Origin of the sequence: uncultured Thalassolituus sp., assembly GCF_950066645.1 — a bacterium.
Lineage (GTDB): Bacteria > Pseudomonadota > Gammaproteobacteria > Pseudomonadales > Oceanobacteraceae > Thalassolituus.
Window position 1 is genome coordinate 133,178 of the sequence record NZ_CATMFB010000009.1, and the last position, 23,688, is coordinate 156,865.

The window sequence follows — 23,688 nt, forward strand, 5'->3', positions numbered from 1 at the left end:
CACACTAAAAAGCCACCCGCACAAAGCGAAGTGCGACGAAAAATCAGGGGCCGGAGTATACCGTAACTCCAGCACGACTGCTAACCGCACCTTAAGGTCGGATTTGACGTTAATTTACTATACAAAACCTGTACAACAGTGATACATATAGTCAGGAGCTTGGCCGCACCCAAAGTAAACAACTTTGACCCAGCCACCCTTGGCCGATCTGATTTACAACCAGATCGCCTGTGGCACAAGGAGACCGATATGGCTTCGAAGAAAGGTGCAGAAAAACGTAGAGCAGAAAGACGCAACGCAAGTCCCGAAGAGCTCAGGCGCCAGCTGGAGCAGGATGTTCAGGCGTTTCTCAACGGCGGTGGAAAGATCCACCGGATACAGGAAGGTGTGAGCGGGGAGAAAGACTGGCACCCGAGCCAGGGCGAGATCAGGCCCTGTACAAGGGTGCACATACAGCTTCCGGTATCATACGGAAGCCTGTAGAGGACACGCCGGGATGGAAACGGGAGTTACAGCAGTGACTCCCAGCTACCATCAACGTAACGGATGATCCAGACGCCATTTTCCTGAGCAATCCGCCCATAGACAACATCGCGGTAGTTGAGCACAAATACCGCGTTGTTTTCATCACGGTCGGTAACGGCCTCAGCGCTGTTTGCCACGACACAACGATCAGACAGACCGTCACTGTCAACGCGATAGCGATAGAGCGGCGCGCCGGTCAGCGTCTCCAGCGTGGCCCCTGCCAGTAACTCACTGTCCACGGTGTCGGTATCGCCGTCAGCAAGGGTCAGAGAAACACCGTCTTTGTATATCCCGATACTGCCCTGCTCCACTGTGCCACTCTGAGTGCTGTAATCAATCAGCAGGCGGTCAAGATCTGAGCCCGTACCTTTGTAGACTCCCGATGTATTCACACCACTGTAATCATGAGACAGCGCAAGTGAGACATTCACAGAGTTCAGATATGGTGCAGAAATCTGTACATCCAGTAACGTCTTAGGCTCGGTTTCGTCCGGATCGTAATTGAGAACAACTTCACTGGTGAAACGGGCGGAGCTCAGACCAAGCACCGCTGGCTGATAGAGCGTCCCGTTCAGTGTGGTGGCCGTGGTCGGAAGATCCGCCAGAGTCAGACAGCCATTCTCGTCGGCCGCATTCACCGGGAACTCTACAAAATAGACACCCTGACCCGGCACTTCCGGACGGGAAAATACACCCAGCTCCCAGAGCTCATTCACTGCACGCTGAAGATCGCGGGCAATAAAGAGTCTCTGCTTGGGCGAGCAGCTCCAGCTACTGCCAGACAGCGTACACTCTTCATAGTCGTGGGTATCGACCAGCTCTTCCGTATCGCCATCACCGTCAAAGTCAGAGGAATCTTCGCGGGTAATGGTCGGATAGAAGCGATAACGGTAAGTCTCACCACCCTTAACCTGATAATCAAGGTACTGAACGTCACGACCAGAGATGGTCATCGAGCCAGTGCTGTACGTAATCAGACCCGATTCGACATGGCCCTCGGTGTAAGTACCCGTGCCTTCCGGTGTAAAGAAGCCATTGAAGGACGCAAATTCACGATCCGGGTAGAAAGAATCCACGTAGCGGCTGCGACCTGACGCGAAAAAGGTCACGACGTTTTCATCGTCATCAGAATCATCATCGACAACATCAGAGATGCGGGAGTTGAGTACGACCTGTTCAATGTTAAACCGCAGCCCGCTGTCCCCGTCTACCCCACGGTAAGAGAGAGAAAACGAACCTGTCACCTCACGCTCGGCGTCAGTGCCGATTCCGGCCGTGTCGTAAACACTGAAAGACGACCAACGGAGCTGATAAGCGAGTTCGGCTTCACTCAGCGGCGACTGCAGCACAGATACCTGATTGGCGTAGAACACACGGACACCACTGGCGCTTTCAATACCGTCCGCTTCGTCGTCATTTTCGTAGGTATGATCGACCACAAGGCGCAAGCCATTGATGGTCAGGCGGCCCTTGATAAGAACATCGATGGCGTATGAGGACGTTGGTGCATCATCGTCGTCCGTCGTAATGATATCTGCAACCTGCTGACTGACATCCAGGTCACCACCATTAATGCTCAATACTGACGTGCCCGCGTCATAACTGTAGCTACTCAGCCAGGTCCAGCTGGAGTCAGGCGACGGGCAGCCGGCATTCAGATAACAGTCGCGGTAGAAACCAAACAGTTTCGTGTAGGCGTCGACCAGCTGATCAAGGTTGTCAGCCTGAGCATCCCCCAGTGCACGGAGTTCATCAGCATGCTTATCCAGCTCTGCCCGGTAGCCGTCTTCAAAAAATGTATTGCCGTAATCCCTCAGCACATCGACAAAGGCTTTCGTGCGATTAATGCCCAGCTCATAATCTTCGAGATCGCTGCCCAGCAGAGCACTCAGTGACGCCGGCACGACGCTCGTCAGCTGCCCGTCAGTGAAGGCCGAGGCCTCGTTACGCAGTGCATCTACAACGGCATCACGATACGACACCACATCAGCATTATCAGAAGTCACTGACTCCAGATTATCAGCCGCAAGCGTGTACAGGTCATAGAGATTCAGCGTTCTGCTGCCCCCCTTCTGAACCATCTGAGCAGCATCACTGACGAGGTCATTGGCAACGGCATTGGCAAAGAAAGGAGCCTCTGCCGTCGCGGTGTAATTCAATTCATAGGACTGCCACGCGGCGATGAGCGCACCATAACGCAGACGTTGCATCGCTTCGGTCTGGTTGAGCTTGCGCATTTCTGAAATCTGAGTGAGATCCGCCGGCTCTGTGGTCTGAATATCATCGATACCAAAGAGTCTCGATACCTGAGACACGGACTGCACCACAGAATAAACCGAGTAGTAACCGCCTGTGGTTAACCAGCCGGCATCCTGCTGATCACCGGAATTTTCACTGTATACGTAGTGGTAGGCCAGCTCAGCGGCCAGGTCGGTGAAGGGCGTCAGGCGGATACGCTCGTTATCTGACAATCCGAACGCCACCATTCTCCAGCCTGGAGCTGCACTGATGGGCATGGTGTCCCCGAAGCTGTATGAACCGCATCCGGCCACCAACTGGCAGCGCCGGGTCGTCTGCTCCACCCCGGTGGCAGCCTGACGCCCATAGACATCAAAATAGATCAGCTCAGACCCATCAATATCGGCAATTGCCAGACCTTCGTCATCGGTGACGTTAGGTGTAAATACGTAGGATCCGCTATCGGCCTGATTCAGCACACCGGCTTCAGTGACCAGAACCTGACGAACAAGGGCAGCTTCAACGTCTTCCTGCCCTACCTGGACCCGGACACTGATATTGGTGGAACTGCTCGAATCATTACTGCTACAGCCGGCAAGTGCCAGAACAGAGACCACAGCAAGCGCTGGTGAAGACAAACAGATTCGTTGGAACACAAACAACCTCAGAGAACCGGATAATAATAAAGGCTGCCATCATAGCAGCACCACAGAGACAGGCCAGTATTACCCGCGCGTCATTAGTAAGGAATTGCCAATCTCATAACGGAAACAACTGTGCTTTAGCGCTGCACCCGGCGCAGGATTCCTCTATAATCCGCGCATCTTGCAGGAGTCCTTATGCACCTTTTCGTTGAACAACTCACCAATGTCGATTTCAGTTACCTCGATACCCAGCGCGGGATTGTCGGAGAAACATGGTGGGCGTCCGCGATTCTCGAGGGCGCACTCGATGACCAGGGCATGGTCTGCGACTTCGGTACGGTCAAGAAGGTTCTGCGCAGCTGGCTTGATTCAGAGCTGGATCACCGCCTGTTAGTTCCCGCACTGGCGCCCGGACTGACCATCACCCGGGACGGCGACATGATATCACTGACCTGCGAGACCGAGCGCGGACCGGTACGTATGACAGCGCCTGCTCAGGCAGTCACGCTTATTGACGCTGAGGTCATCACCCGTACCAGCGCTGCGGACTGGTGTATCCGCCAGTTGGTGACGTATTTCCCGGACACAATCGACCAACTGTCACTTAACTTTACCCCAGAGGCCATAGATGGCGCTCAGTATCACTACAGTCACGGACTGAAAAAGCACGACGGTAACTGTCAGCGCATCGCGCACGGCCATCGCTCACGGATTGAAATCTGGCTGGACGACCTGAGAGACGATAACGAAGAGGCCTGGTGGGCGAGCCTGTGGAAGGACATTTATATCGGCAGTGAAGAAGACGTATGTGCCTCATCTGCCGACACCATCGAGTTCCGGTATCAGGCGCAGCAGGGTGAATTCTTTCTGGCGCTCCCTAAGCAACATTGCTACATGATGTCGACCGACACCACCGTAGAGCTGATCGCAGACCATCTGTGCAAAGCAGTGAAAGCCCGTCACCCAGATCGGAAAGTCCGGGTGCGTGCGTTTGAAGGCGTGAATAAGGGGGCCATGGTCAGTCTCTGATCTGAGCTGACCTGGCGGACAATCAGGCCGGCGTTTCCATACTCTGACGGATGCGTCTCTGACAATAGAAGAAAAGCACAACAGCCACCGGCAACAGATACCACATCATCCCCTGCAACTGTTCTCCGAACTGCTTACCGAGAAACAGAGTCGTACCAAACAACGCCGCCGCCCAGGCAATGATCGACACCAGATTTGCCAGACAGAATGGGATCAGCGGAACGCGCGCAATACCACACGCCATATAACCGAACGTCCGGATCCCCGGCATGCAACGTATCAGCATCAGCTGCTGCCAGGGCGACTGACGCAGAGGAACCACCTGACTCTGGATCATGGGATGCCGGCTGTAGCGGCGCAGCCAGGGCCAGACGAGCGCAAGACGCCCCAACAGGTAAAGTGCGGTATCTCCGATAAACATTCCCACACAGACAGCCGTGAAAGCAGTTCCGGGAGCCATTTTCTCGGCCACAACCAACATAGCAGCACCGATAATTGCCAGATCCTCCAGCGCGAAGGTCGACACAATCACGACCAGCACGGGCCAGAGTGGATGATCAATGTAGCCTAATAATTCGTCGATCATTCAGGTACCAAATACAGATTCCGGGTAAAAACTGCCGCGCATTGTATCAGAAGTGCCGCAATTGCCTAACTAATGACCAGTTATACGGCATTAAATTCACCTTAGGTGCTGAGTCCGGGCGAATTTTCCGGTAGAATTCTGCGCCTTTCTGAACCAAGCCCGTCGAGAATATTCATGGAACTGTCTGCACTCACAGCAATCTCCCCTCTCGATGGCCGCTACGGCAGCAAAACTGCCCCGCTGCGTGCCATCTTCTCTGAATTCGGTCTGATCCGTGCCCGAGTTGAAGTCGAAATCCGCTGGCTCCAGCGTCTTGCTGAACACGAAGCCGTGACTGAAGTCCCTGCTTTTTCAGCAGCCACGACGGCCCTGCTGAACGACATCGTCGATAACTTCAGTGAAGCTGATGCCCAGCGCGTTAAGGACATCGAAGCGACCACCAACCACGATGTCAAAGCGGTTGAATACCTGATTAAAGAGAAGTTCGCAGGCAATGAGGAACTGCAGAAAGTGAACGAGTTCGTTCACTTCGCCTGTACTTCCGAAGACATCAACAACCTCTCTCATGGCCTGATGCTCAAAGCTGGCCGTGACTCAATCCTGCCGGTAATGCAGAAGATTGCTGACGAGATCCGTAAGCTTGCGCACGATTACGCCGCCCTGCCTATGCTGTCCCGCACCCATGGCCAGACAGCCTCTCCGACCACGCTCGGTAAAGAGATGGCGAACGTTGTTGCCCGACTGGAGCGTCAGATCCGTCAGGTTGAGGCCGTAGAGCTGCTGGGTAAAATCAACGGCGCGGTAGGTAACTACAACGCTCACCTGTCGGCCTACCCGGACATCGACTGGGAAGCAAATGCCGAGATCTTCGTCAGCTCGCTTGGCCTGACGTTCAATCCATACACCACGCAGATTGAACCTCACGACTACATTGCTGAGCTGTTTGATGCCTACGCCCGCTTCAACACTATCCTGATCGATTTCGACCGCGATATCTGGGCGTACATTTCGAATGGCTACTTCAAGCAGAAGACCATTGCAGGCGAAGTTGGCTCATCGACCATGCCACACAAAGTTAACCCGATTGACTTCGAGAACTCCGAAGGCAACCTGGGCATCGCCAACGCCGTCATGGCACACATGGCACAGAAACTCCCTATCTCGCGCTGGCAGCGTGACCTGACTGACTCGACAGTTCTACGGAACATGGGCGTTGGTATCGGCTACAGCCTGATCGCCTACCAGGCCACCCTTAAAGGCATCAGCAAGCTTCAGGTCAACGAAGTGCGCCTGGCAGAAGATCTGAACAATGCCTGGGAAGTACTGGCAGAGCCAGTTCAGACCGTGATGCGCCGCTACGGTATTGAGCAGCCATACGAGAAGCTGAAAGCTTTTACCCGTGGTAAGGCGATCACCAAAGATGCCATGGTTGAATTCATCGCGTCTCTCGATCTGCCTCAGAGCGCCAAAGATGAACTGAATGCAATGACGCCAGCTTCATACGTAGGTACTGCTGAAGCTCAGGCCAGAAAGGTCTGAACCAAAGCATCATCGACGGGGGGTACACCCCCGTTAAGAGCCTGCATGCCAGAGATGGCATGCAGCAACTCCTGATAAACTCCCCCCTGCTCAATCTGCCCATACAATCCGCTTATTCACCCTTCGGAGTCTGTTCTGATGCATGTACTCGGCCACCTCACCATTGAAGAATTCCTGCGGGATTACTGGCAGAAGAAGCCGGTTCTGATCCGCAATGCGATCCCCGGGTTCACGCCCCTTCTCGCCGCAGACGAACTGGCGGGCCTGAGCCTGGAAGGTGAGATCGAAACCAGAATTATCGTCGAAGAAGGTCGAACCGGCCCATGGGAAGTTCACAAAGGTCCGTTCACTGAAGAAACCTACCGCGATCTTCCGGAAGACAAGTGGACTCTGTTGGTCCAGGGCGTCGACCAGTGGATACCTGAAGCGGCTGATCTGCTTGAGTACTTCCGTTTTATTCCATCCTGGCGCATCGATGATCTGATGATCAGCTATGCCGTTGACGGGGGAAGTGTCGGCCCACATTACGATCAGTACGACGTTTTCCTGCTCCAGGCAGAAGGTCAGAGAGAGTGGCGCATCGGACAGATGTGCTCTGAACAGAGTCCGATTCAGAAAGGACCCGCAGTGCGCATTCTGGAAGAGTTCGAAGAGAGTGATAGCTGGATACTGAATCCCGGAGACATGCTCTACCTGCCGCCTAAGCTGGCCCACTACGGCCGTGCAGTGGGTGAGTGCATGACCTACTCGGTCGGCTTTCGCGCGCCTTCCGCGGCACAGCTGCTGGAACGGGCTGCAGATGTCATTCTTCCGCAGCTCAATGACGATATCCGCTACGCTGACCCCGATCTCCGGGTACAGAAATCCAGCGCAGAAATCACTGCAGATGCCATCAATCGCCTGCGCACTCTGCTGACAGAACAGCTGAACTCAGATGCCGTAATGGCAGAAATCATTGGTCAACTTATGACCGAACCTAAGTACCCTGACGATGGCCCGGACACGGCTGGCTCCCAAGAAAGCTTGGAGGAAAGCTGGGAAGAAACCGCCGACTGGTTACCGGACGCCACCCTGTGCCGGCATGAGCACGCGCGTTTTGCCTGGCATCAGGACGGCGAGACGATCCGCTTCTGGCATCAGGGAGAAATGACGTGTCTGACTCCCGCAAGCCAGCCACTGGTTGCTCTTCTGAGTGATCAGCGCCATTATGACGGTCAGGAACTGATCAACTTATGCTCACACATGGATAGCCGCCAGCTCCTGCTGTCACTGATCGCAGCCGGACTGTTGTACACGGAGGAAGAATATGGAGATCCGGATTTCTGACTGGAAACAGGCACGGGACGTCTCCCGTAAGATCCGCGAAGAAGTATTCATCCGCGAACAGCGGGTTCCCGAGGCCCTTGAATGGGATGACCTCGATGCCAAAGCCACTCATTTTCTCGCCTATGACGGGCGCACCCCGGTTGGTTGTGCGCGTCTTATGCCTGATGGCCACTTCGGCCGAATGGCTGTTGTGAGCTCCCGCCGTCACGAGCATTGGGGTTCACGGCTCCTCCACTCAATTGAACGCTACGCACAGCACGAACTCCACCTTCGCGAACTCAGAGCCAGCGCACAGGTCAAGGCACTGCCCTTCTATCAGCGTAATGGCTTCAGCGCAGAGCCAGGCATTTTCGATGATGCAGGCATTGCCCACGTTGAGATTTATCGGGCTCCGGGAGCCCCATACGGCAACAGCGTACTCATGCCGACAGAAGATTTTACCGCCTATCGCCTGGATTCACTGGTAGCGATGGCAGGTTGGGTCGAGCTGATGCTGGCAGGAAGGCCGCGCAGCGTAACCCTCATCTGTGACAGCCTCGACCACCCACTGTGGTGGAGACGAGACGTTCTGGAGGCCGTCAGCCGCTACGTCCGCTCAGCACGACACCGGGAATTCAGAGTTTACCTGCCCTTCGAAAACAGCAGCGTGGTGCGGCATCCACTCGTCCGGTTGCAGTCGCGACTGGGAAAACGACTGTCATTTTTCATTCACTCCGGGGTCAGCTCAACAGTGATGCTGAGTCACGACTGGGGGTATCTGCGTCTCGCGGAGCCCGGTTCAGCTCTGGGAAGCATGAACGACCGGGCAACTGTTCAGCGATTATGCGACGACTACTCTGAAATATTCAGAACCGCACGCCCCTCCCGCGAGGTCCGCAGAGTTACTATCTGAGGAGCAGCCAGATCAGCAGCAGGTGACAGGCACTCACCGTAACAGTGAGTACCCAGCGAAGCTGACGGTAATCTCTGCGGTAAGCCTGTCGGTAAAGAGGTTCACGCTCGAGCCAGACCAGTGTCCAGTAACCAACCAGGAGTCCCGGCAATGCGATCAGCAAAGGCATGAAATACATCAGCATTGCCAACAGCGAGACCGCAATCGCCAGAGCAAGCTCGACGCTTCTGCGCCTCTCAGGCCGCACCTGACCAACGCCCCAGCAGGCCCCCGCCATAAACGCGAGAATCACGACCGAGTAACTGCGAAATATGTCCGCAGCGCCTTCCAGCCCTGCCACTTCAGCAATCAGTGAAAAAAAGAATGGCAGCAACCCGGCATAGCCCAGCTGCTGCGTCAGTGTCATTGAGCGTATAAGTGAGAGAGACATAAGCTCCCCTCAGTGATGACCTGCTTTAAGAATAGCAGTTACACGCTCAACATCGGCAGGTGTATCAATGCCATGACCCGGCGCCTGATCAATCACCGACATGTGAATTCCAACGCCGTACCAGAGCGCACGTAACTGCTCAAGTGACTCAGTCAGTTCAATGGCACAGGGGGCCATCTTTTCGTAGGCATTGAGGAAAGACACGCGGTAACCGTACATACCAATATGACGATAAACAGGCATGCGCCCGGTAACCTCTTCCCGGCTTTCGCGGTACAGGTCCCTGTCCCATGGAATCGGTGCCCGGCTGAAATACATCGCAAAATGGCGTTCGTTAAGCACGACCTTGACGACATTCGGATCAAAAGCATCATGCGCCGTTGTCACCGGAGTGCAGACAGAACTCATCCCCGCATCCGGGTTTTCCAGCAGCCCTGCCGCGGTAAGTTCGATCAGGCTCCGGGGGATCAGAGGCTCATCCCCCTGAAGGTTTACAACGACGGTATCTTCAGACCACCCCTGGACACGGACAACCTCAGCAATCCGCTCTGTGCCATTTTCGTGATCCGGAGATGTCATCACCACATCTGCACCAAAACGCTCAGCCACTTCTGCAATCCGCTGATCATCCGTGGCAACAACGACCTCACTGGCACCTGCCTGCAGCGCGCGTTCATACACATGCTGGATCATTGGCTTGCCTGCCAGATCAATCAGTGGCTTGCCGGGTAAGCGCGACGACGCATAACGGGCAGGAATAACGATTTTGTAATCAGACATAGATAAATCAGACCTTATAAAAATCTTTGTACCAGGCAATAAATTTTCCAATGCCGTCGGCCAGAGGCGTATTCGGAGCAAAATCAACATCCGCAGCGAGGTCATCGACGTTCGCGTATGTTGCAAGAACATCGCCTGGCTGCATTTCCATGTAGTTTTTATCCGCAGTGACACCCAGCGCATTTTCGATAGTCTCAACGAACGTACCGAGTTCAACCGAGTTGTGGTTGCCGATATTGTAGATTTTGTAAGGCGCCGAACTGCGACTGCTGTCGCCAGACTCCGGCGTCCAGTTCTGGGCTGGCTCCGGAGCCTTCATCGTGACACGAACCACGCCTTCGACGATATCGTCGATGTACGTGAAGTCGCGCTGCATCTTGCCATGGTTATAAATATCGATGGTCTTGCCCGCGAGAATAGATTTCGTAAAACCGAAATAAGCCATGTCCGGACGCCCCCATGGGCCATACACCGTAAAAAATCGAAGCCCGGTCGTCGGCAGACGATACAAATGAGAATACGTATGCGCCATCAGCTCATTCGATTTTTTCGTAGCTGCATACAAAGAAACAGGGTGATCGACACGATCCCCTGTACTGTAGGGCAAATGGGTGTTAAGGCCGTACACAGAACTGGATGACGCATAAACAAAATGCTCCACCTGCGCATGACGACACCCTTCCATCACGTTGACAAAACCGATCAGGTTACTATCAACATAGGCTTGCGGATTGGTGATGGAATAGCGCACACCGGCCTGTGCAGCCAGATGGATAACGCGATCAAATTTGTGTTCACGGAAAAGCGCAGCTACTGCCTCACGATCAGCCAGCTCAAGCCGGATAAAGGTGAATCCTGATAAAGGGTCCAGCCAGGCGAGGCGCCCCTGCTTCAGAGCCGGATCATAATAATCGTTGAGATTATCAACTCCGACAACGGTGTGCCCCATTTCTACAAGTTTCTTGCTGGTGTATGAGCCAATAAAACCCGCCGCGCCAGTCACCAGTATGTTCACGATTTCTTTTCCTCAAACTCAGGAAGCATTGCTTTTATATAGGCTTCTTCAAGTGGCATTCTGCTACCCAGAATAATATCCGCCACTTCACGGGCAACGCCTTTGCCGCCCGCAGCTTCGGTGATCAGGTCTGCACGATCACGCACCATCCAGAAACCATCGGCGGGCGATACGCTCAGCCCAACACGGGTCATGACCTTAAGATCAATAACATCGTCGCCAACGTAACAAACCTCAGAAGGATCAATCAGGAGATCATCCATCAGACCCGACAGAACCGCCCATTTATCTTTTGTCCCCGGGAAAAACTGAGAAATACCCAGATCGGCAGCCCGCTTCTGAAGTGGCGCGGAATCTTTTGCAGAAATAATGGCGGTGTCTATGTCAAACACGTTCAGCAATTTAATGCCCACACCATCTTTGACATTAAAGTGTTTTACCTCTTCACCAGACGCTGAATAGGTCAGCGTACCGTCAGTCAGCACACCATCAACATCAAACACAACAAGCCGTATTGCACGTGCTTTTTCTTTTACAGCATTAGGAATATGAACCATACCAACCACCTGAATTCAGCTGCGCAGATTGTAACGGCTGAAGTGCTTAATTGGCAGTGCTCTGGCTCCAGAACAGTGAATACCGCAGACACCACATAGCATTCCAACAGGTATAACCGCACAGACGGACTCACCCCGGAAGACTTAGCAGATCACAGAAAGGAAAATAAAGATGGCATCCCCAAGGGGATTCGAACCCCTGTTACCGCCGTGAAAGGGCGGTGTCCTAGGCCTCTAGACGATGGGGACACAAGGACAAGCAAGAAAGGTTTTGGTGGAGCCTAGCGGGATCGAACCGCTGACCTCAACACTGCCAGTGTTGCGCTCTCCCAGCTGAGCTAAGGCCCCGTCTCAAAACGTGCGCGTATCTTACTCACGCACCCTATGGGTGTCAACATCAAGATAGGAAATAATTCAGATAAACAATAACTTACAGACGGATGGGAATCCCCCACCCGTCTGCCACCCGATCACTGATCCGCTACTGCCGCAGCGATAGCAGCCACCATGGACTGATAGTCTTTTTCCATTTTCTTCAGTTTCTTTTTGCCTGGCGCACCAAGAACCTCAACCGCATGACGAACACGGGAACGGCTCATATCAGGCCCCAGCAGCGCCATGGTATCCAGTACAGAAATCGTCGATGTGGTACCAGCAATGGCCATGAAGAATGGGGACAGGAAGTCACGGATTTTCACATCCATCTGACGCGCCAGCCCGAACAGAGCCTCTTCGATACTTTCTTTTGACCAGTGACGGACAGATTCAAGCTGCCACAGCCCATACTGCAGGATCTCGACTGTTTTATCCTGATCCAGTGTCTTATGAGCAAAATCATCCACTGTCAGCGGAGTCATCCCAGCGAGAAAATGCCCGGCCAGAGGTGCAACATCAGAGAAAACCTCTACACGGGGCTGAATGTGAGGAATCACGGGCAGTGTCCGCTCAGGGCGAAGTCCCCAGGCCGCAAACCTCTCAGCAAACGCTTCCGGCGAAAGTTCACGCAACCACAGACTGTTCAGCCAGCGCAGCTTCTCAACATCAAACACCGGGCCACCAAGTGATACGCGCTGAATATCGAAATGCTCAAACATCTCGTTGCGGGAAAATTTCTCGCGCTCGTCCGGCATGGACCACCCCATGCGCCCAAGATAGTTCAGCAGCGCTTCTGGCATAAAGCCCATGCGCTCATAGAACATGATCGAGGTCGGGTTCTTACGCTTACTGAGCTTACTCTTGTCAGGATTACGCAGAAGCGGCATATGACAGAGCTTCGGCATTTCCCAACCAAAGTATTCATACAGCAACTTATGCTTAGGCGCAGAGCTGATCCACTCTTCACCGCGGATGACGTGGGTAATCTCCATCAGGTGATCATCAACCACGTTCGCCAGATGATACGTTGGCATACCATCAGACTTCAGAAGAATCTGCGCATCGACCTGAGACCAGTCCAGCTCGATATCGCCACGAAGCATGTCCTGGACAACACAGGTCCCCTCTTCTGGCACCTTCATCCGGACAACATAAGGAGCACCAGCAGCTTCGCGGCTGGCAACCTCATCTGCTGGCAGCTCGAGATCAGAGACCTTAAGCGCCGTCTGATGTCCGCTCTCCTGTTTCTGCAGGCGCAGTGCATCGAGTTCTTCTGCTGTGCGGTAGCACTTAAACGCAAACCCCTTATCCAGAAGTTGCTGCACATGCTCCTCGTAGATCGCACGACGCTCACTCTGGCGATAAGGCCCATGCTGACCACCGACATCAGGGCCTTCATCCCACTCGATACCCAGCCAACGCAGGCTATCGAGAATTGCCTGTTCTGATTCTGGGGTGCTTCGTACCTGGTCAGTATCTTCAATACGCAGGAGGAATTGACCACCATGCTGGCGGGCAAAAGCCAGATTGAATAAGGCAATATAGGCGGTGCCTACATGAGGATCGCCGGTTGGCGAAGGCGCTACGCGGGTACGGACAGTCATGATAAGTCTCAGATAAAATCAAACTGCGCCGATTATAGAGAATTCGCAGTTCGAATGCATGACAGAACCGGATTATTCAGACGTGCATAAAAAAGAGGCGGGGCCGCCGGACCCACGCCTTAAAAGGGAACTTCAGGAAGATGCCTGATCAAAACCGAACTGAACGCCAATCCGGGCGGCTTCTTCACCCGCCCGCTTTCTCAGCTCGGCCGGGTCATTTAATACGGAGGACAGTACCCGGTACTGGAGTGACTGTGCTTTTTCTTTCGACATATCCTGATTCACAACACGCGCGGGAATCAGACTGAGAACTGCGTCTGCCAGGGCTTCACGCTGCTGGGGGTCAGTTTCTTTCTGCCACAACTCCAGGCGTTTATTAAACCGGATCAGATTGACCAGACGGAGTAATTCAGTATCAGGATTTTCATTCTGAGCAGAGACTGAGTTAAGAATCAGCCACTCTGCCGGAGAAACAAATTCAGGACGACCATTCACCGAAGTGAGATCAGTTTCCCGCGACGAATCTTCCCTGGCTGCAGCGAGCGCATCTTTCTGCATGTCAATCAAAGTATCAGGACTCATAACAGACAGTTGTTCTGCGCTGTAGCTTTCCGTTGCTATTGCCACGCTGTTGTCTGTGACACCCTGCCCTGCAACCTTCACCAGATCATCTGATTGCGTAAACAGATAACCACCTGTGATCGCTGCAACGACAGCTACCGAGAGACCGAGTGTTAAAGGCTTAAACATAGACCACCTCTGGGTTGTGATTGTGACGGAAAAATGGCCGGGGAATCCCCCGGCCACTGGCAGCGACTGCTTACAGGCGCTCTGGTGCTGGCGGTACAACGCGGAAGCTGTACTGCTGACCAGGGCCAGCCACAAGGCTGTTAAACAGTGCGGTCATCCAGCCACACTCAAGCTCAGAGAACTCAGTCACACCTTCAAACACGATGCCACCGGCACCGAAATCAGAGATAGGCCCCTGATAGTTCAGGTCAAAGGTTGCAGGTTCAATGGTTTTACAGTTGAACGGGATCGGCAGCCAGCTGAAACCAGCGGTGTTGATCAGTACGTTCGCCTGAGTAGAACCGTTGATGGCGAGAATGCCGTCACGGCTCAGCTGAGTAGTCGCTTCAATCTGACCTACTGGCTCAACTGACAGACCGACAGTGAGGTTGATCAGAATTTTCAGCTTGGCGTAGAAGTCAGGAACGTACAGATCACCAACCATGCTCTCATCAGTGATGTTTGCATCAGCAGTAATCGTTGTATCTTCCGGCAGCTCAACCGTCTGATCCAGTGTTGCCAGGTGCAGTTCTGCATCCAGGTTCCACTCATCCAGAGTCACGATAAAGTCACCGCCACCTGGATTCGCGTTAGACACAGGGTTTGCAGACAGGCTGTAACAGCTGTTACGTGGGTTCTGTCCAGCAAAACGCTCATCCAGCCAGGTCAGAACCGTTGGCGCCGCCTGGAACAGAGTTACGATGTGCTCACTTGGGTATACATCGTAGGTCACTTTGTCGAAACGACGGCAGTAGTCTTTCTTCAGCTCAACGCTCTGCTCAATCGGAATGAACTCATCCGCAGTACCGTGGTACAGCAGCACAGGCACGTCTGCACCTTCACCGCCCAGATTCTGTTCATTGATACGCTGACCTACCGATGGGATCTGCAGCAGCTCATCCAGATCTTTGTTACCCACAGTGTAAGAGCTGAGAGACTCGTTCATGTAGTCGAACAGGAACTCAAAAGTACACTTGGTCTTGTAGTCAGCGATCGCGGCTTTACCGTTGGCGCTGGCCAGCTGATCTACCGGGATGTCTGCAGGATACTGCTCAGCCAGACCGATAATACCGCCCAGCAGGAAGGAAGCACCCGTGCTGCCGTTCAGGTAATCAGCCACAACCGGGAAGTCTGCAGGCGTACCACCAGAAGCGACACCAACCAGATCAAGGTGCGGCGCATACTCGTCGGCAATCTGACCAACCCAGGCTGCCGTCTGACCGCCCTGAGAGAAGCCCCAGACAGCAGAAGGCGCATTCAGGTCGATGCCAGCGTGTGGGATCTGAGACGCAGCGCGGAAAATATCCAGTGCAGCGTGTGCCTGAGACTCACCTGCCAGATAGGTAGGTGTCGCACCCGTGGTGTAACCCTGATAGTCAGTGACCAGTACCGCGTAACCTTTTTCGAGTGCCGCGCGGATGTTGCGGATTTCATAATCCGTACCCGCCTGCAGCTGCATAGATGGCGCACAGCTCTGATCCAGACCATGAGTACCCACGGCATAGCTCAGAGTCGGGCGATCGCCAGCACCTGTCCAGTCAGTGCTAGGCAGCAGAACCGTACCGGTAACAGCGTTCTGAGCACCCAGGGAGTCAGTGGAGCGGTACATAACGTTGTACGCTTTAGCCAGTGCAGCACCCGCACCCAGATTAACTGTCGCGTTGCGGTACCAGATCAGGTCGCCGTTCTGCGTTGTGTTAATGGATGGGACATCGTAGAAATCCATACCGGATGGACCTTCAACAGCCGCCTGTGCTGCCACAGGAGCCATAAGCGCTGCGCTCAGAGCAAGTGCACTGGCCTTCAGTTTGAAGTCAGACATAAGTGATAACCTTTAATCATTATTTTTATTAACGGACGGATGATTCCGAACCTGTTAATTAACATAACGCTGCAGGTTAACGTGGCGCTTGCCCTTCCGGGACAGTGATCGGTTGAATGTGGCCAGGCCTGAAATTCTTTTAACGGGGCTCTCAGGTTCTGGCCTGAATAGACGCCATATACTCTTTCGGGGACATTGATGTCCAACGACGAAAAGCTTTCGCAAAGGCCGACGAATCAGCAAATCCCAACAGGTGAGCAAGTTCTGTAATGGAATCGCCTCCGCGTGCAAAATACTCCCGCGCGAACTTCTGGCGCACAAAATCCAGCTCCTGCTGATATGACGTGCCATCGTCTTTCAGTTTACGGCGCATAGTACGTCCGCTCATTCCCAGCTCGCTGGCAGCACCTTCGAGAGAAGGAAATGCGCCGTAATAACGAATCAGCAACCGCCGCAATCTGAGCGGAAGATATTTCATTGCTTTCGTCGGAATATTTTCAAACAACGACTTTTCAGCCGTCATGGCCATCAGGCGATTGGCCAGGGGAAGTTCATGCTCTGCCAGCATGGATTTACCGATAATTCTCGATTGCGGACAACCAAACTCGACCGGGCATTTAAAATAGCGGCGATAGATATGTCCCCACTCGGGCTCTGCGTACGCCAGCTCGATTTTGGTGGGCATCAGATGAGGATCATTGGCCACCAGGTCGCGGAAAATATTATAAAAACTGACCAGATTCAGCTCAACGAAGAAGTGTGTATAGGGCGCCAGAGGAATATTTTCGTCAATACAGAACCAGCCCGTATCACCATCCAGCGTTACACTCATTTCAAGCGGCGGGAACAGTTCGCGGCAAAACCGGACCACTGCCTGCCCGCAATCCCATAGCGTTGGCTGAGTCACCGCTGCCAGGCCAGCCATTCCGTGATGCGACACTGTCATCAGGTTTCCGATAGCCAATCCAACATAGGGCATATCAAGCGCACTCACCACCTGATCTACCAGCTTCAGAACCTGACGGGCAGACACAAACATACCGACCCCATCTTCATCACCGGGATCGATCCCCGCTTTCTGAAGCATAGATTTAGGATCCAGCCCTGTGATGGCAGACATCAGATCATCCGGATTATCCGGAGTGATTCCCGTCCGCTTCGTTAGCCAGTCGGCATCGACTTCAATCGACTTTTTCAGATTAAAGTAGGTCTGGATGTGACCCAGAGGTATGCATTTCGTATCAAGATCCATAACCGGTACCGGACGCTGATTTTTATTTTTGTGCGGCGTACACCCGAGTCATCAGAATACACCTGCAGAAACTTCAACAGCAATGACAATCCGGATAATCCCGGACTGGATGGCCACAAATAACCGAAATTCAGCCGGGACAAACCCCGAAGAAAATAAGGTTGCGTCTAATAAACGGTGTTTTGAGCCAAATCCACTGGCCGGATTTATACATTCAGCACTTAAGACGGGTTTATTATCCGTACACAGGTCTCTATAAGAAGAATTTCTGAGGACACGGTTCAGGCATAGAAAGTATGGATAGACCGGGCTTCTGCAGAGTTAGTGGCAGATACGAGAAAGTGGAGGGATTTCCCGACCAGGCCACTAAGGTGCCCGGTCGGGATGAGCGCCGTCGCAAGCTCCGGACGCTTGTCGCTTCGCTCGGTACGAACCCACGAGGGTGGACCGAGCACCATCCCTGGCGCTCGCCTTCGGTGATAACAGTCAAAACGGCTCCCGGCCGTTTTTCTCACCCTCCTCCCACCGCCTTCAGCGATACCCCTTGGACATAAAAAAACCGTGGACTTAAGCAAGCACACGGTTTTTTAGGAATAAGTGGCGGTGAGGGAGTCCGTTGAAATAAAGTTTCAGGTAGTCTACTACCGTCTTACAACCCATTGAAAATAAAGGCTTTAACGTCCATAGTTGTCCATGGTGATTTGACCCAATCCAGACCAAAAGGGGGACTGATTGGGGGATCATTTAATTTGGCGGAGTACCTATGGCCATTCACAAACTCTCACATCGAAAAGTTGCTACAGCAACGGAAGGCAAGTACGAAGATGGCGGCGGCCTACGTCTAGTGGTGTCGGCGACCGGCGCCAAAAAATGGGTCTTCCGTTTCACCATCAATGGCAAACGCAGGGAAATGGGGCTTGGCCCCTACCCGACCGTATCACTTGAAAACGCACGCCAAGTTGCCCTTGAGTGCCGGCAAAAAGTTTATGCCGGACAAGACCCCATTGAATCCAAGAACAAGAGCGTCAGACAAACCCCAACCTTCAAAGAGTGTGCATCAGCCTTCATTGAGGCAAATAAGCACGCCTGGAGCAACAATAAGCACATCAGCCAGTGGACAAATACCCTCAACACCTATGCGTATCCGGTTATTGGCACCAAACTCGTATCCCTCATTACCGTAGAAGACGTTCTAAAAGTGCTGGAGCCCATTTGGTACGACAAGAATGAGACTGCAAAACGCGTACAAACACGGATCGCAAAGATTCTCGACTATGCAGCGGCGCGTAAGTATCGCGAGCCAATCAACCCAGCAAGGTGGCAAGGTCATCTGGATACGATCCTTCCAAAACCGACCAGTATCCAAAAGCGAAGAAACCACCCTGCCATGCCTTACAAAGACATCGCGGCGTTCTGGAAACAGCTGAGCAGCATGGACTCCACATCTGCGCTTTCTGATCCTGACTGCAACACGCACCTCAGAAGTGCTAAATGCCACCTGGGATGAAATATCGCTAGAAGACAAAATCTGGGTTATTCCAGCGGAAAGAATGAAAGCCAAGAAAGAACACCGGGTCCCGCTATCCAAACAGGCAATTCATTTATTAGCAGAGCTGCCACGATTTGCAGGCTGCAACTACCTCTTCCCTGGAGCAAAAGAGAACTCACCGCTATCCAACATGTCCCTCATAACCTTCATGAGGAAACTGGGATACCACAAAGGAAGTGAGCTTGGCGACTATGTACCACACGGTTTCAGGTCAACGTTCAGGGATTGGGCAGGCGAAGTATCAAATTACCCAAGAGATGTTGCAGAGATGGCGCTGGCCCACACCATCGACAACAAGGTAGAAGCGGCATACAGACGAGGAGACCTGCTCGCGAAGCGCGCAGATCTCATGCAAGATTGGGCTGAATTTGTGAATACGCATCATAAAGACTGAACATCAGCCCTAAAACATTTCAAGCCGGTAACGACACTCCTCACGCTTAGGAGCCAAGTGCGCGCTTTCCACCAAGGTTTTCACGAATGTAAAGCCTGGAAAGTCAAAGATGAAAGAGCGCTGGAAGCCGCATAAAGCCTGGGCTTTCCATGGGAAAAACATGGAAACCTCAATGGAAATAACCGACGTCCGAGGCTCCGAATGGCACCAGAGCTTTCCGCGAGTTTCCATTGCGTTTCCGTTGGAAACGCCGCTACCAAGGAATGGCTCTTCCTGGTGAAATCTGACTCAAATGGACATTACTTCAGACCGAACGCTCCCGGAACCATACAGTTACCCATCTGCATTCACACCAACACTGGTAGCATCAAGGTGCTTTCGGATCTGCGATTTGTATAGTGGAACCTGCTTAGCCTCTTTGAAACGGCCCTGCCAGCCCATGGCGAATGAGCCTGATGGGAACGCTCCACTGGCTGACCTCTGCCATTCAGCTTCAGCCTTTTTGGCCAACTTGTATGCCTGCTTACGCACCCCTGCGAAACTTGGAGCACGCTTTAAGCTGTAAGACCACTGTCTGATGGTCTCGAAATCTTTTAGCCGAACAGCTTCAGTAATCTCCTCTTCCAAACGGTTATACCGATCCGCTCTGAACTGCCAAGTCCAGGGTGATCCTTCTTCTCCCTGCCTCGGCAACCGCAACGCTTCATAACCTGCGAACTGAACCCGATCCTTTTTATTCGTTGTATTCTTCAGTGACTCAATCTCGGCAACCAAGCCATCGCCTTCGCTCACAAACAACCAATAAAACACTCTCAGATTGTCCAGAAGATAAACCGCACGAACATTTGCGATGCCGTTTTTCTTGCGACGATAGCGCGTCATTTCTTCAATAAATGCTCCGTAAGCCTCATGTTTTGCTGCCTCAACAGGGGCGAAGCGCAAATCAAAGCAGCCATCAACATAGCGCTCATTGTGCTGTAACAACTTCAGAATCTGGCGCATAGCATCAGTACGATGGACATAGGCCGTAGGTATTGTAAGCGGCATAAATCATCTCTCGTGGTTTGTAACTGTAGTGTATGCCCTATAAAAGGCATACACAAAAGTTACATGAGTCAAAAGAGGTTCCTGCCACAAAGATTTTTGTCACCCTCTCCCTATCTACTTTTGAGAAACCCCAGGAGGGAGTGACAAACATTTTGTCACCCCCTCCCTATCTATTATCGAAGCGGCCTCTAAGCCGAAGAAAGCAATCATCAGATTGCGTGAGAGCGCTTGATAAAAAATGAACGTTTGAAAGCACAAAGCAAAAAATCGGGAGCCAGACCGAATAGTTATGAAAGTCGGGCGCCAACCCGATGAGATACAAGTTCGCCAAACTTGTATCAGCTGCTGCTGAAGCGCAGTGCGGGTAATTCCGCTCGCTGCGCTACGACGGGCGCTAAGTGCTGCAATGCACTTTTCGACCTAATCGCAATGACGAATGCAGGTTGGGCGACAAGGAAACGGGACTCGTGGTGACACGACCAACCCTGCTACTTGTGAAGCGGTGAAAATCCGCATTGAGGGGTGCTCGAAAGGGTATTACTCAATCCTGGCATGTGGGCTTCTGAGGGCGTCGTGAGGCGTCAGGGTTCTGAGGTGAAAACTGGAAGAACTGGTACTGCGAGGGGCAACCTTGGCAGATCGATGTACAGCTTAAGCATGTAATAGCATCGGTAGACGATGCTTCTGGGTAAGTTCATACAAGCCGTGTCTTAAGTGACTGGTTATGCACGATGAAACTTTGTGATCGGTAAGGGAGATGCTTTGGAACCTCGGTCCCCTGAAAGCCACGTATGTGGATGAGTATGGTCACAAATTGGAGTGCAGCGGCGTGTATGTTCGACACAGCTAGCTAACTTGGGAAGCTCTCGGAGTGAGTTCGGGTGGCACCGAAATCAATAACGCTGAGAGTGGGAGATTCGATGAGTAGGCGCGAAATTTAACCGGCGATATAACCGAAGCCCGTTAGAGAGCACGATGAAAAGCGCAGGTGGCACTGCGTTCGTGCATGAAGCCGAAAGTTGGAAGCAAGCAGCAATGTAATAGTAAGGAGAACCTGGCCGTTCTCGCTTTCAAAAAATAACCTTTTATCAAATGGAGATCGAAACAATGGTCAACCACTTCAAGTAATAACACCCAACTTAATTCTGGTTGTTATTACAGCCCCGCAATGCGGGGCTTTCTCAAAACATTTGATCCCAAGCCTCAGCATAAGATGACATTAGATTAACCAAGACGAATACAGACGAATTACCGCAACACCCCATTGAAACGCAGCAATGCGATATGAAGAAAACCAAGAGAGAAATCCCAATATGAAACTCGTGAAAGGTGACCCTGAAAAGAAACCTTCACCAACTTTTATGAGGAAATCTTATGATTTCAGAAGATCGCTTCATCAGCGTCAAAGATGTAGCACACATGACTGGCCGTGGTGTATCAACCATCTGGCAAAGTGTTAAGGACGGGCAATTTCCAACACCCAAGAAGATCTCCAGCAGATGCACACGCTGGCGCTTATCAGAAGTGCAGAATTGGATGAATTCGCCGGAAGAATGGCCTTCATACAAGGGAGACACTAATAATGGCTAACCAATCATTATTAAGTGTTGTTGCCATGGAAGGTAAAAACGAGAAGGAAGTTGCTGGTAATCCCCATATGGCCGATGAGGATACCAGTCTGATAGCAGATCACAGCTGTACAAAGCAACCTGCAAAACACGTTAAGCATATTAAAGGAAAAACCTATGAAACCACCAACAAAATATTAGCCATAATCAGGCAAAGGGGCGACATATACCGTCGTGGCAGGTCACTGACCATCATCAGAGATAACACCTTATTGCCGTTATCGGCAGCCGGATTAGATTACATTCTTGGACAAGAGATGCAGTTCATCTCAACCAGATACAAGGATGGAATGATCGTTGATGAATGTATCGACCCTCCGAGCCGTGCTCTGAAGCAAATTCTTGAGAATATCGAGATTCACGATCTTGAAGACCTGAATGCGGTGATCACCGCTCCGGTAATCACCAGACAAGGACGGTATATCTATCAACCAGGCTACGACACCGAAACAAAACTGTTTTTAGCTATGGCTGATGTGTGTGACGCATTACCCTTTGAGGTAACGCCTGATCAAGTCCACGATGCCCTCAGGTTTCTGATGAGTCCATTCAAAGACTTCTCAATGGCCAGCCCCTTGGATAGGAGCGCACTACTGGCACTGTTACTGACGGCAATTGTGCGCCCCATTCTGCCGACGGCACCTGCGGGTGGAATCGATGCACCAGTGCAAGGCAGTGGTAAAACACTGCTCGCTGAATGCATCGGAACGCTGGCAACAGGCACCTTCCCCACTGTGTATCCTCATGTGAACAGCAAAAACGCTGATGAGGAAATCAGAAAACGGTTACAAGCCATCATGAGCAGCGGGACAGATGCCGTTATCTGGGACAACGTCATCGGCGACTTCAACAGCACAACACTGGCAGGCCTACTGACTTCAAGCACCTATACAGACAGGCTTCTGGGTACCAGCAAGGAAATTCAGCTGCCTAACAGGTTTCTGCTGATCTTTACGGGCAACAACTTAACCTTCACCGGAGACATGCCAAGAAGGGTTTTAACCTGCAGGATTGATGCAGGCATTGAAAACCCGGCTACCAGGAGGTTTGACCGCTGCCCTAAAACCTTTGTCCAGAATAACCGGCAAAACCTAGTTATTGCAGGTTTAACACTGATCCGGGCGTACCTGGAAAGTGATGACTGCAAAACCGGTGGAGCCGTCCCTAATGAGAGCACCGCATCATTCAGTGATTGGGATTATCTGGTAAGGCAAACCGTCGCCTGGATTGCCAAGATAATGGGCGAATCGGAGTATGTTGATCCTGCCAAGGCCTTCAAGCAGTTAGTCAGCTCAGATCCAGAGCTGCAAACGCTTGGCGAAATGTTGTCATTACTGCAGGTGCTTACCAAGGGGGAATGGTTTACGGCCAAAGATCTTCTCAGGCATTTAGCTGCTCCGCCGCCCGAACATTTGCATATCGCAAATGACCTCAGGGATTCACTGCAGGATCTGGCTGGCAACAGGAAGATCGAAACCAGCCTTAGCCTTGGAAAGGTTCTGTCCTATCGGGTTGATCGCCATACAAATGGCAAAGTCCTGAAAAAGCAGCAGGCCGGTAACAAGCTGGCTTTCAAAGTCGTGAGCAGCATCAAAGCAGAGGAGCAATTCTGATATAGAAGGGATCGGTTACTTTCACCTCAAGAATTTTCCTGGGGTGAAAGTACC

At 52.4% G+C, this 23,688-nt stretch carries 20 protein-coding genes and 2 tRNA genes; 9 read left to right on the plus strand and 13 right to left on the minus strand.

What is annotated here, in order from left to right; genetic code table 11:
* Nucleotides 1-249 precede the first annotated feature (249 nt).
* Nucleotides 250-483 carry a hypothetical protein gene (locus Q1L85_RS09975; RefSeq protein ID WP_300425241.1) on the plus strand — a complete coding sequence of 78 codons (234 nt, stop codon included), beginning with the start codon at nucleotides 250-252 and terminating at the stop codon, nucleotides 481-483.
* A 26-nt stretch (nucleotides 484-509) separates the two neighbouring features.
* Here Q1L85_RS09975 and Q1L85_RS09980 read toward each other — a convergent pair whose 3' ends face one another.
* Entirely contained in the window at nucleotides 510-3,401 is a 2,892-nt protein-coding gene (locus Q1L85_RS09980) for a hypothetical protein (RefSeq protein WP_300433038.1), read from the minus strand.
* A gap of 201 nt (nucleotides 3,402-3,602) precedes the next feature.
* Between Q1L85_RS09980 and Q1L85_RS09985 the strand changes: the two genes are divergently transcribed.
* Complete coding sequence (locus tag Q1L85_RS09985; protein ID WP_300425245.1) at nucleotides 3,603-4,436, plus strand: 6-carboxytetrahydropterin synthase; 834 nt, start codon at nucleotides 3,603-3,605, stop codon at nucleotides 4,434-4,436.
* Between the two features lie 22 nt (nucleotides 4,437-4,458).
* Here the strand turns inward: Q1L85_RS09985 and Q1L85_RS09990 are convergent, their stop codons facing one another.
* Nucleotides 4,459-5,022 carry a DedA family protein gene (locus tag Q1L85_RS09990; RefSeq protein WP_300425247.1) on the minus strand — a complete coding sequence of 188 codons (564 nt, stop codon included), beginning with the start codon at nucleotides 5,020-5,022 and terminating at the stop codon, nucleotides 4,459-4,461.
* A gap of 174 nt (nucleotides 5,023-5,196) precedes the next feature.
* On the opposite strand from Q1L85_RS09990, the gene purB reads away from it, so the two are divergent.
* From purB to Q1L85_RS10005, 3 genes are all read left to right on the plus strand, one after another.
* Nucleotides 5,197-6,561: an adenylosuccinate lyase gene (gene purB, locus Q1L85_RS09995; protein WP_300425248.1), complete on the plus strand. Its 1,365-nt coding sequence runs from the start codon at nucleotides 5,197-5,199 to the stop codon at nucleotides 6,559-6,561.
* Nucleotides 6,562-6,699: 138 nt separating this feature from the next.
* Nucleotides 6,700-7,887, plus strand: coding sequence for a cupin domain-containing protein (locus tag Q1L85_RS10000; RefSeq protein ID WP_300425250.1), 1,188 nt, complete (start codon nucleotides 6,700-6,702; stop codon nucleotides 7,885-7,887).
* Nucleotides 7,868-8,779 (plus strand): GNAT family N-acetyltransferase, encoded by a 912-nt coding sequence (locus tag Q1L85_RS10005; RefSeq protein WP_300425251.1) that lies wholly within the window; start codon nucleotides 7,868-7,870, stop codon nucleotides 8,777-8,779. Before Q1L85_RS10000 ends, Q1L85_RS10005 begins: the two co-directional genes overlap by 20 nt.
* On the opposite strand, the gene Q1L85_RS10010 is transcribed toward Q1L85_RS10005, so the two are convergent.
* The 10 genes from Q1L85_RS10010 to Q1L85_RS10055 all read right to left on the minus strand — a co-directional run bounded on the left by Q1L85_RS10010 (nucleotide 8,772) and on the right by Q1L85_RS10055 (nucleotide 17,403).
* Nucleotides 8,772-9,209 carry a DUF3429 domain-containing protein gene (locus Q1L85_RS10010; protein ID WP_300425253.1) on the minus strand — a complete coding sequence of 146 codons (438 nt, stop codon included), beginning with the start codon at nucleotides 9,207-9,209 and terminating at the stop codon, nucleotides 8,772-8,774. The genes Q1L85_RS10005 and Q1L85_RS10010 overlap by 8 nt on opposite strands.
* 9 nt (nucleotides 9,210-9,218) lie before the next feature.
* Entirely contained in the window at nucleotides 9,219-9,989 is a 771-nt protein-coding gene (kdsB, locus tag Q1L85_RS10015; RefSeq protein ID WP_300425255.1) for a 3-deoxy-manno-octulosonate cytidylyltransferase, read from the minus strand.
* Between the two features lie 7 nt (nucleotides 9,990-9,996).
* Nucleotides 9,997-11,004, minus strand: a complete 1,008-nt coding sequence (locus tag Q1L85_RS10020; protein ID WP_300425256.1) for an NAD-dependent epimerase — start codon at nucleotides 11,002-11,004, stop codon at nucleotides 9,997-9,999.
* Nucleotides 11,001-11,561, minus strand: a complete 561-nt coding sequence (locus Q1L85_RS10025; RefSeq protein WP_300425258.1) for a 3-deoxy-manno-octulosonate-8-phosphatase — start codon at nucleotides 11,559-11,561, stop codon at nucleotides 11,001-11,003. The genes Q1L85_RS10020 and Q1L85_RS10025 overlap by 4 nt, the downstream gene beginning before the upstream one ends.
* 173 nt (nucleotides 11,562-11,734) lie before the next feature.
* Nucleotides 11,735-11,810 (minus strand) — tRNA-Glu (locus Q1L85_RS10030).
* Between the two features lie 23 nt (nucleotides 11,811-11,833).
* Nucleotides 11,834-11,909: transfer RNA gene (locus Q1L85_RS10035), tRNA-Ala, on the minus strand.
* A 122-nt stretch (nucleotides 11,910-12,031) separates the two neighbouring features.
* Nucleotides 12,032-13,540 carry a glutamate--tRNA ligase gene (gene gltX, locus Q1L85_RS10040; protein WP_300425260.1) on the minus strand — a complete coding sequence of 503 codons (1,509 nt, stop codon included), beginning with the start codon at nucleotides 13,538-13,540 and terminating at the stop codon, nucleotides 12,032-12,034.
* A 132-nt stretch (nucleotides 13,541-13,672) separates the two neighbouring features.
* Nucleotides 13,673-14,290: a hypothetical protein gene (locus Q1L85_RS10045; protein WP_300425262.1), complete on the minus strand. Its 618-nt coding sequence runs from the start codon at nucleotides 14,288-14,290 to the stop codon at nucleotides 13,673-13,675.
* Between the two features lie 70 nt (nucleotides 14,291-14,360).
* Nucleotides 14,361-16,151, minus strand: a complete 1,791-nt coding sequence (locus tag Q1L85_RS10050) for a lipase family protein (protein ID WP_300425263.1) — start codon at nucleotides 16,149-16,151, stop codon at nucleotides 14,361-14,363.
* A 151-nt stretch (nucleotides 16,152-16,302) separates the two neighbouring features.
* Nucleotides 16,303-17,403 carry an AraC family transcriptional regulator gene (locus tag Q1L85_RS10055; protein WP_300425265.1) on the minus strand — a complete coding sequence of 367 codons (1,101 nt, stop codon included), beginning with the start codon at nucleotides 17,401-17,403 and terminating at the stop codon, nucleotides 16,303-16,305.
* A gap of 763 nt (nucleotides 17,404-18,166) precedes the next feature.
* On the opposite strand from Q1L85_RS10055, the gene Q1L85_RS10060 reads away from it, so the two are divergent.
* Together Q1L85_RS10060 and Q1L85_RS10065 are read left to right on the plus strand one after the other, a co-directional pair.
* Entirely contained in the window at nucleotides 18,167-18,910 is a 744-nt protein-coding gene (locus tag Q1L85_RS10060) for an Arm DNA-binding domain-containing protein (protein ID WP_300425266.1), read from the plus strand.
* Nucleotides 18,888-19,346 carry a site-specific integrase gene (locus Q1L85_RS10065; protein WP_300425267.1) on the plus strand — a complete coding sequence of 153 codons (459 nt, stop codon included), beginning with the start codon at nucleotides 18,888-18,890 and terminating at the stop codon, nucleotides 19,344-19,346. The genes Q1L85_RS10060 and Q1L85_RS10065 overlap by 23 nt, the downstream gene beginning before the upstream one ends.
* A gap of 333 nt (nucleotides 19,347-19,679) precedes the next feature.
* On the opposite strand, the gene Q1L85_RS10070 is transcribed toward Q1L85_RS10065, so the two are convergent.
* Nucleotides 19,680-20,348: a hypothetical protein gene (locus Q1L85_RS10070; RefSeq protein WP_300425269.1), complete on the minus strand. Its 669-nt coding sequence runs from the start codon at nucleotides 20,346-20,348 to the stop codon at nucleotides 19,680-19,682.
* A gap of 1,419 nt (nucleotides 20,349-21,767) precedes the next feature.
* Between Q1L85_RS10070 and Q1L85_RS10075 the strand changes: the two genes are divergently transcribed.
* Entirely contained in the window at nucleotides 21,768-21,983 is a 216-nt protein-coding gene (locus Q1L85_RS10075; protein WP_300425271.1) for an AlpA family transcriptional regulator, read from the plus strand.
* A complete protein-coding gene (locus Q1L85_RS10080) occupies nucleotides 21,976-23,634 on the plus strand; it encodes a hypothetical protein (protein ID WP_300425273.1) in 1,659 nt (552 codons plus the stop codon). Before Q1L85_RS10075 ends, Q1L85_RS10080 begins: the two co-directional genes overlap by 8 nt.
* Nucleotides 23,635-23,688 lie beyond the last annotated feature (54 nt).

What these genes read in the sequence shown, in the direction of transcription:
- Q1L85_RS09990 (WP_300425247.1), bottom strand. Translation starts at nt 5,022, where the DNA reads ATGATCGACGAATTATTAGGCTACATTGATCATCCACTCTGGCCCGTG.
- kdsB (WP_300425255.1), bottom strand. Translation starts at nt 9,989, where the DNA reads ATGTCTGATTACAAAATCGTTATTCCTGCCCGTTATGCGTCGTCGCGC.
- Q1L85_RS10080 (WP_300425273.1), top strand. Translation starts at nt 21,976, where the DNA reads ATGGCTAACCAATCATTATTAAGTGTTGTTGCCATGGAAGGTAAAAAC.
- Q1L85_RS10045 (WP_300425262.1), bottom strand. Translation starts at nt 14,290, where the DNA reads ATGTTTAAGCCTTTAACACTCGGTCTCTCGGTAGCTGTCGTTGCAGCG.
- Q1L85_RS10050 (WP_300425263.1), bottom strand. Translation starts at nt 16,151, where the DNA reads ATGTCTGACTTCAAACTGAAGGCCAGTGCACTTGCTCTGAGCGCAGCG.
- Q1L85_RS10005 (WP_300425251.1), top strand. Translation starts at nt 7,868, where the DNA reads ATGGAGATCCGGATTTCTGACTGGAAACAGGCACGGGACGTCTCCCGT.
- Q1L85_RS09975 (WP_300425241.1), top strand. Translation starts at nt 250, where the DNA reads ATGGCTTCGAAGAAAGGTGCAGAAAAACGTAGAGCAGAAAGACGCAAC.
- Q1L85_RS10025 (WP_300425258.1), bottom strand. Translation starts at nt 11,561, where the DNA reads ATGGTTCATATTCCTAATGCTGTAAAAGAAAAAGCACGTGCAATACGG.
- Q1L85_RS10055 (WP_300425265.1), bottom strand. Translation starts at nt 17,403, where the DNA reads ATGGATCTTGATACGAAATGCATACCTCTGGGTCACATCCAGACCTAC.
- Q1L85_RS10060 (WP_300425266.1), top strand. Translation starts at nt 18,167, where the DNA reads ATGGCCATTCACAAACTCTCACATCGAAAAGTTGCTACAGCAACGGAA.
- Q1L85_RS10075 (WP_300425271.1), top strand. Translation starts at nt 21,768, where the DNA reads ATGATTTCAGAAGATCGCTTCATCAGCGTCAAAGATGTAGCACACATG.
- Q1L85_RS10000 (WP_300425250.1), top strand. Translation starts at nt 6,700, where the DNA reads ATGCATGTACTCGGCCACCTCACCATTGAAGAATTCCTGCGGGATTAC.
- Q1L85_RS09985 (WP_300425245.1), top strand. Translation starts at nt 3,603, where the DNA reads ATGCACCTTTTCGTTGAACAACTCACCAATGTCGATTTCAGTTACCTC.
- Q1L85_RS10010 (WP_300425253.1), bottom strand. Translation starts at nt 9,209, where the DNA reads ATGTCTCTCTCACTTATACGCTCAATGACACTGACGCAGCAGCTGGGC.
- gltX (WP_300425260.1), bottom strand. Translation starts at nt 13,540, where the DNA reads ATGACTGTCCGTACCCGCGTAGCGCCTTCGCCAACCGGCGATCCTCAT.
- purB (WP_300425248.1), top strand. Translation starts at nt 5,197, where the DNA reads ATGGAACTGTCTGCACTCACAGCAATCTCCCCTCTCGATGGCCGCTAC.
- Q1L85_RS10070 (WP_300425269.1), bottom strand. Translation starts at nt 20,348, where the DNA reads ATGCGCCAGATTCTGAAGTTGTTACAGCACAATGAGCGCTATGTTGAT.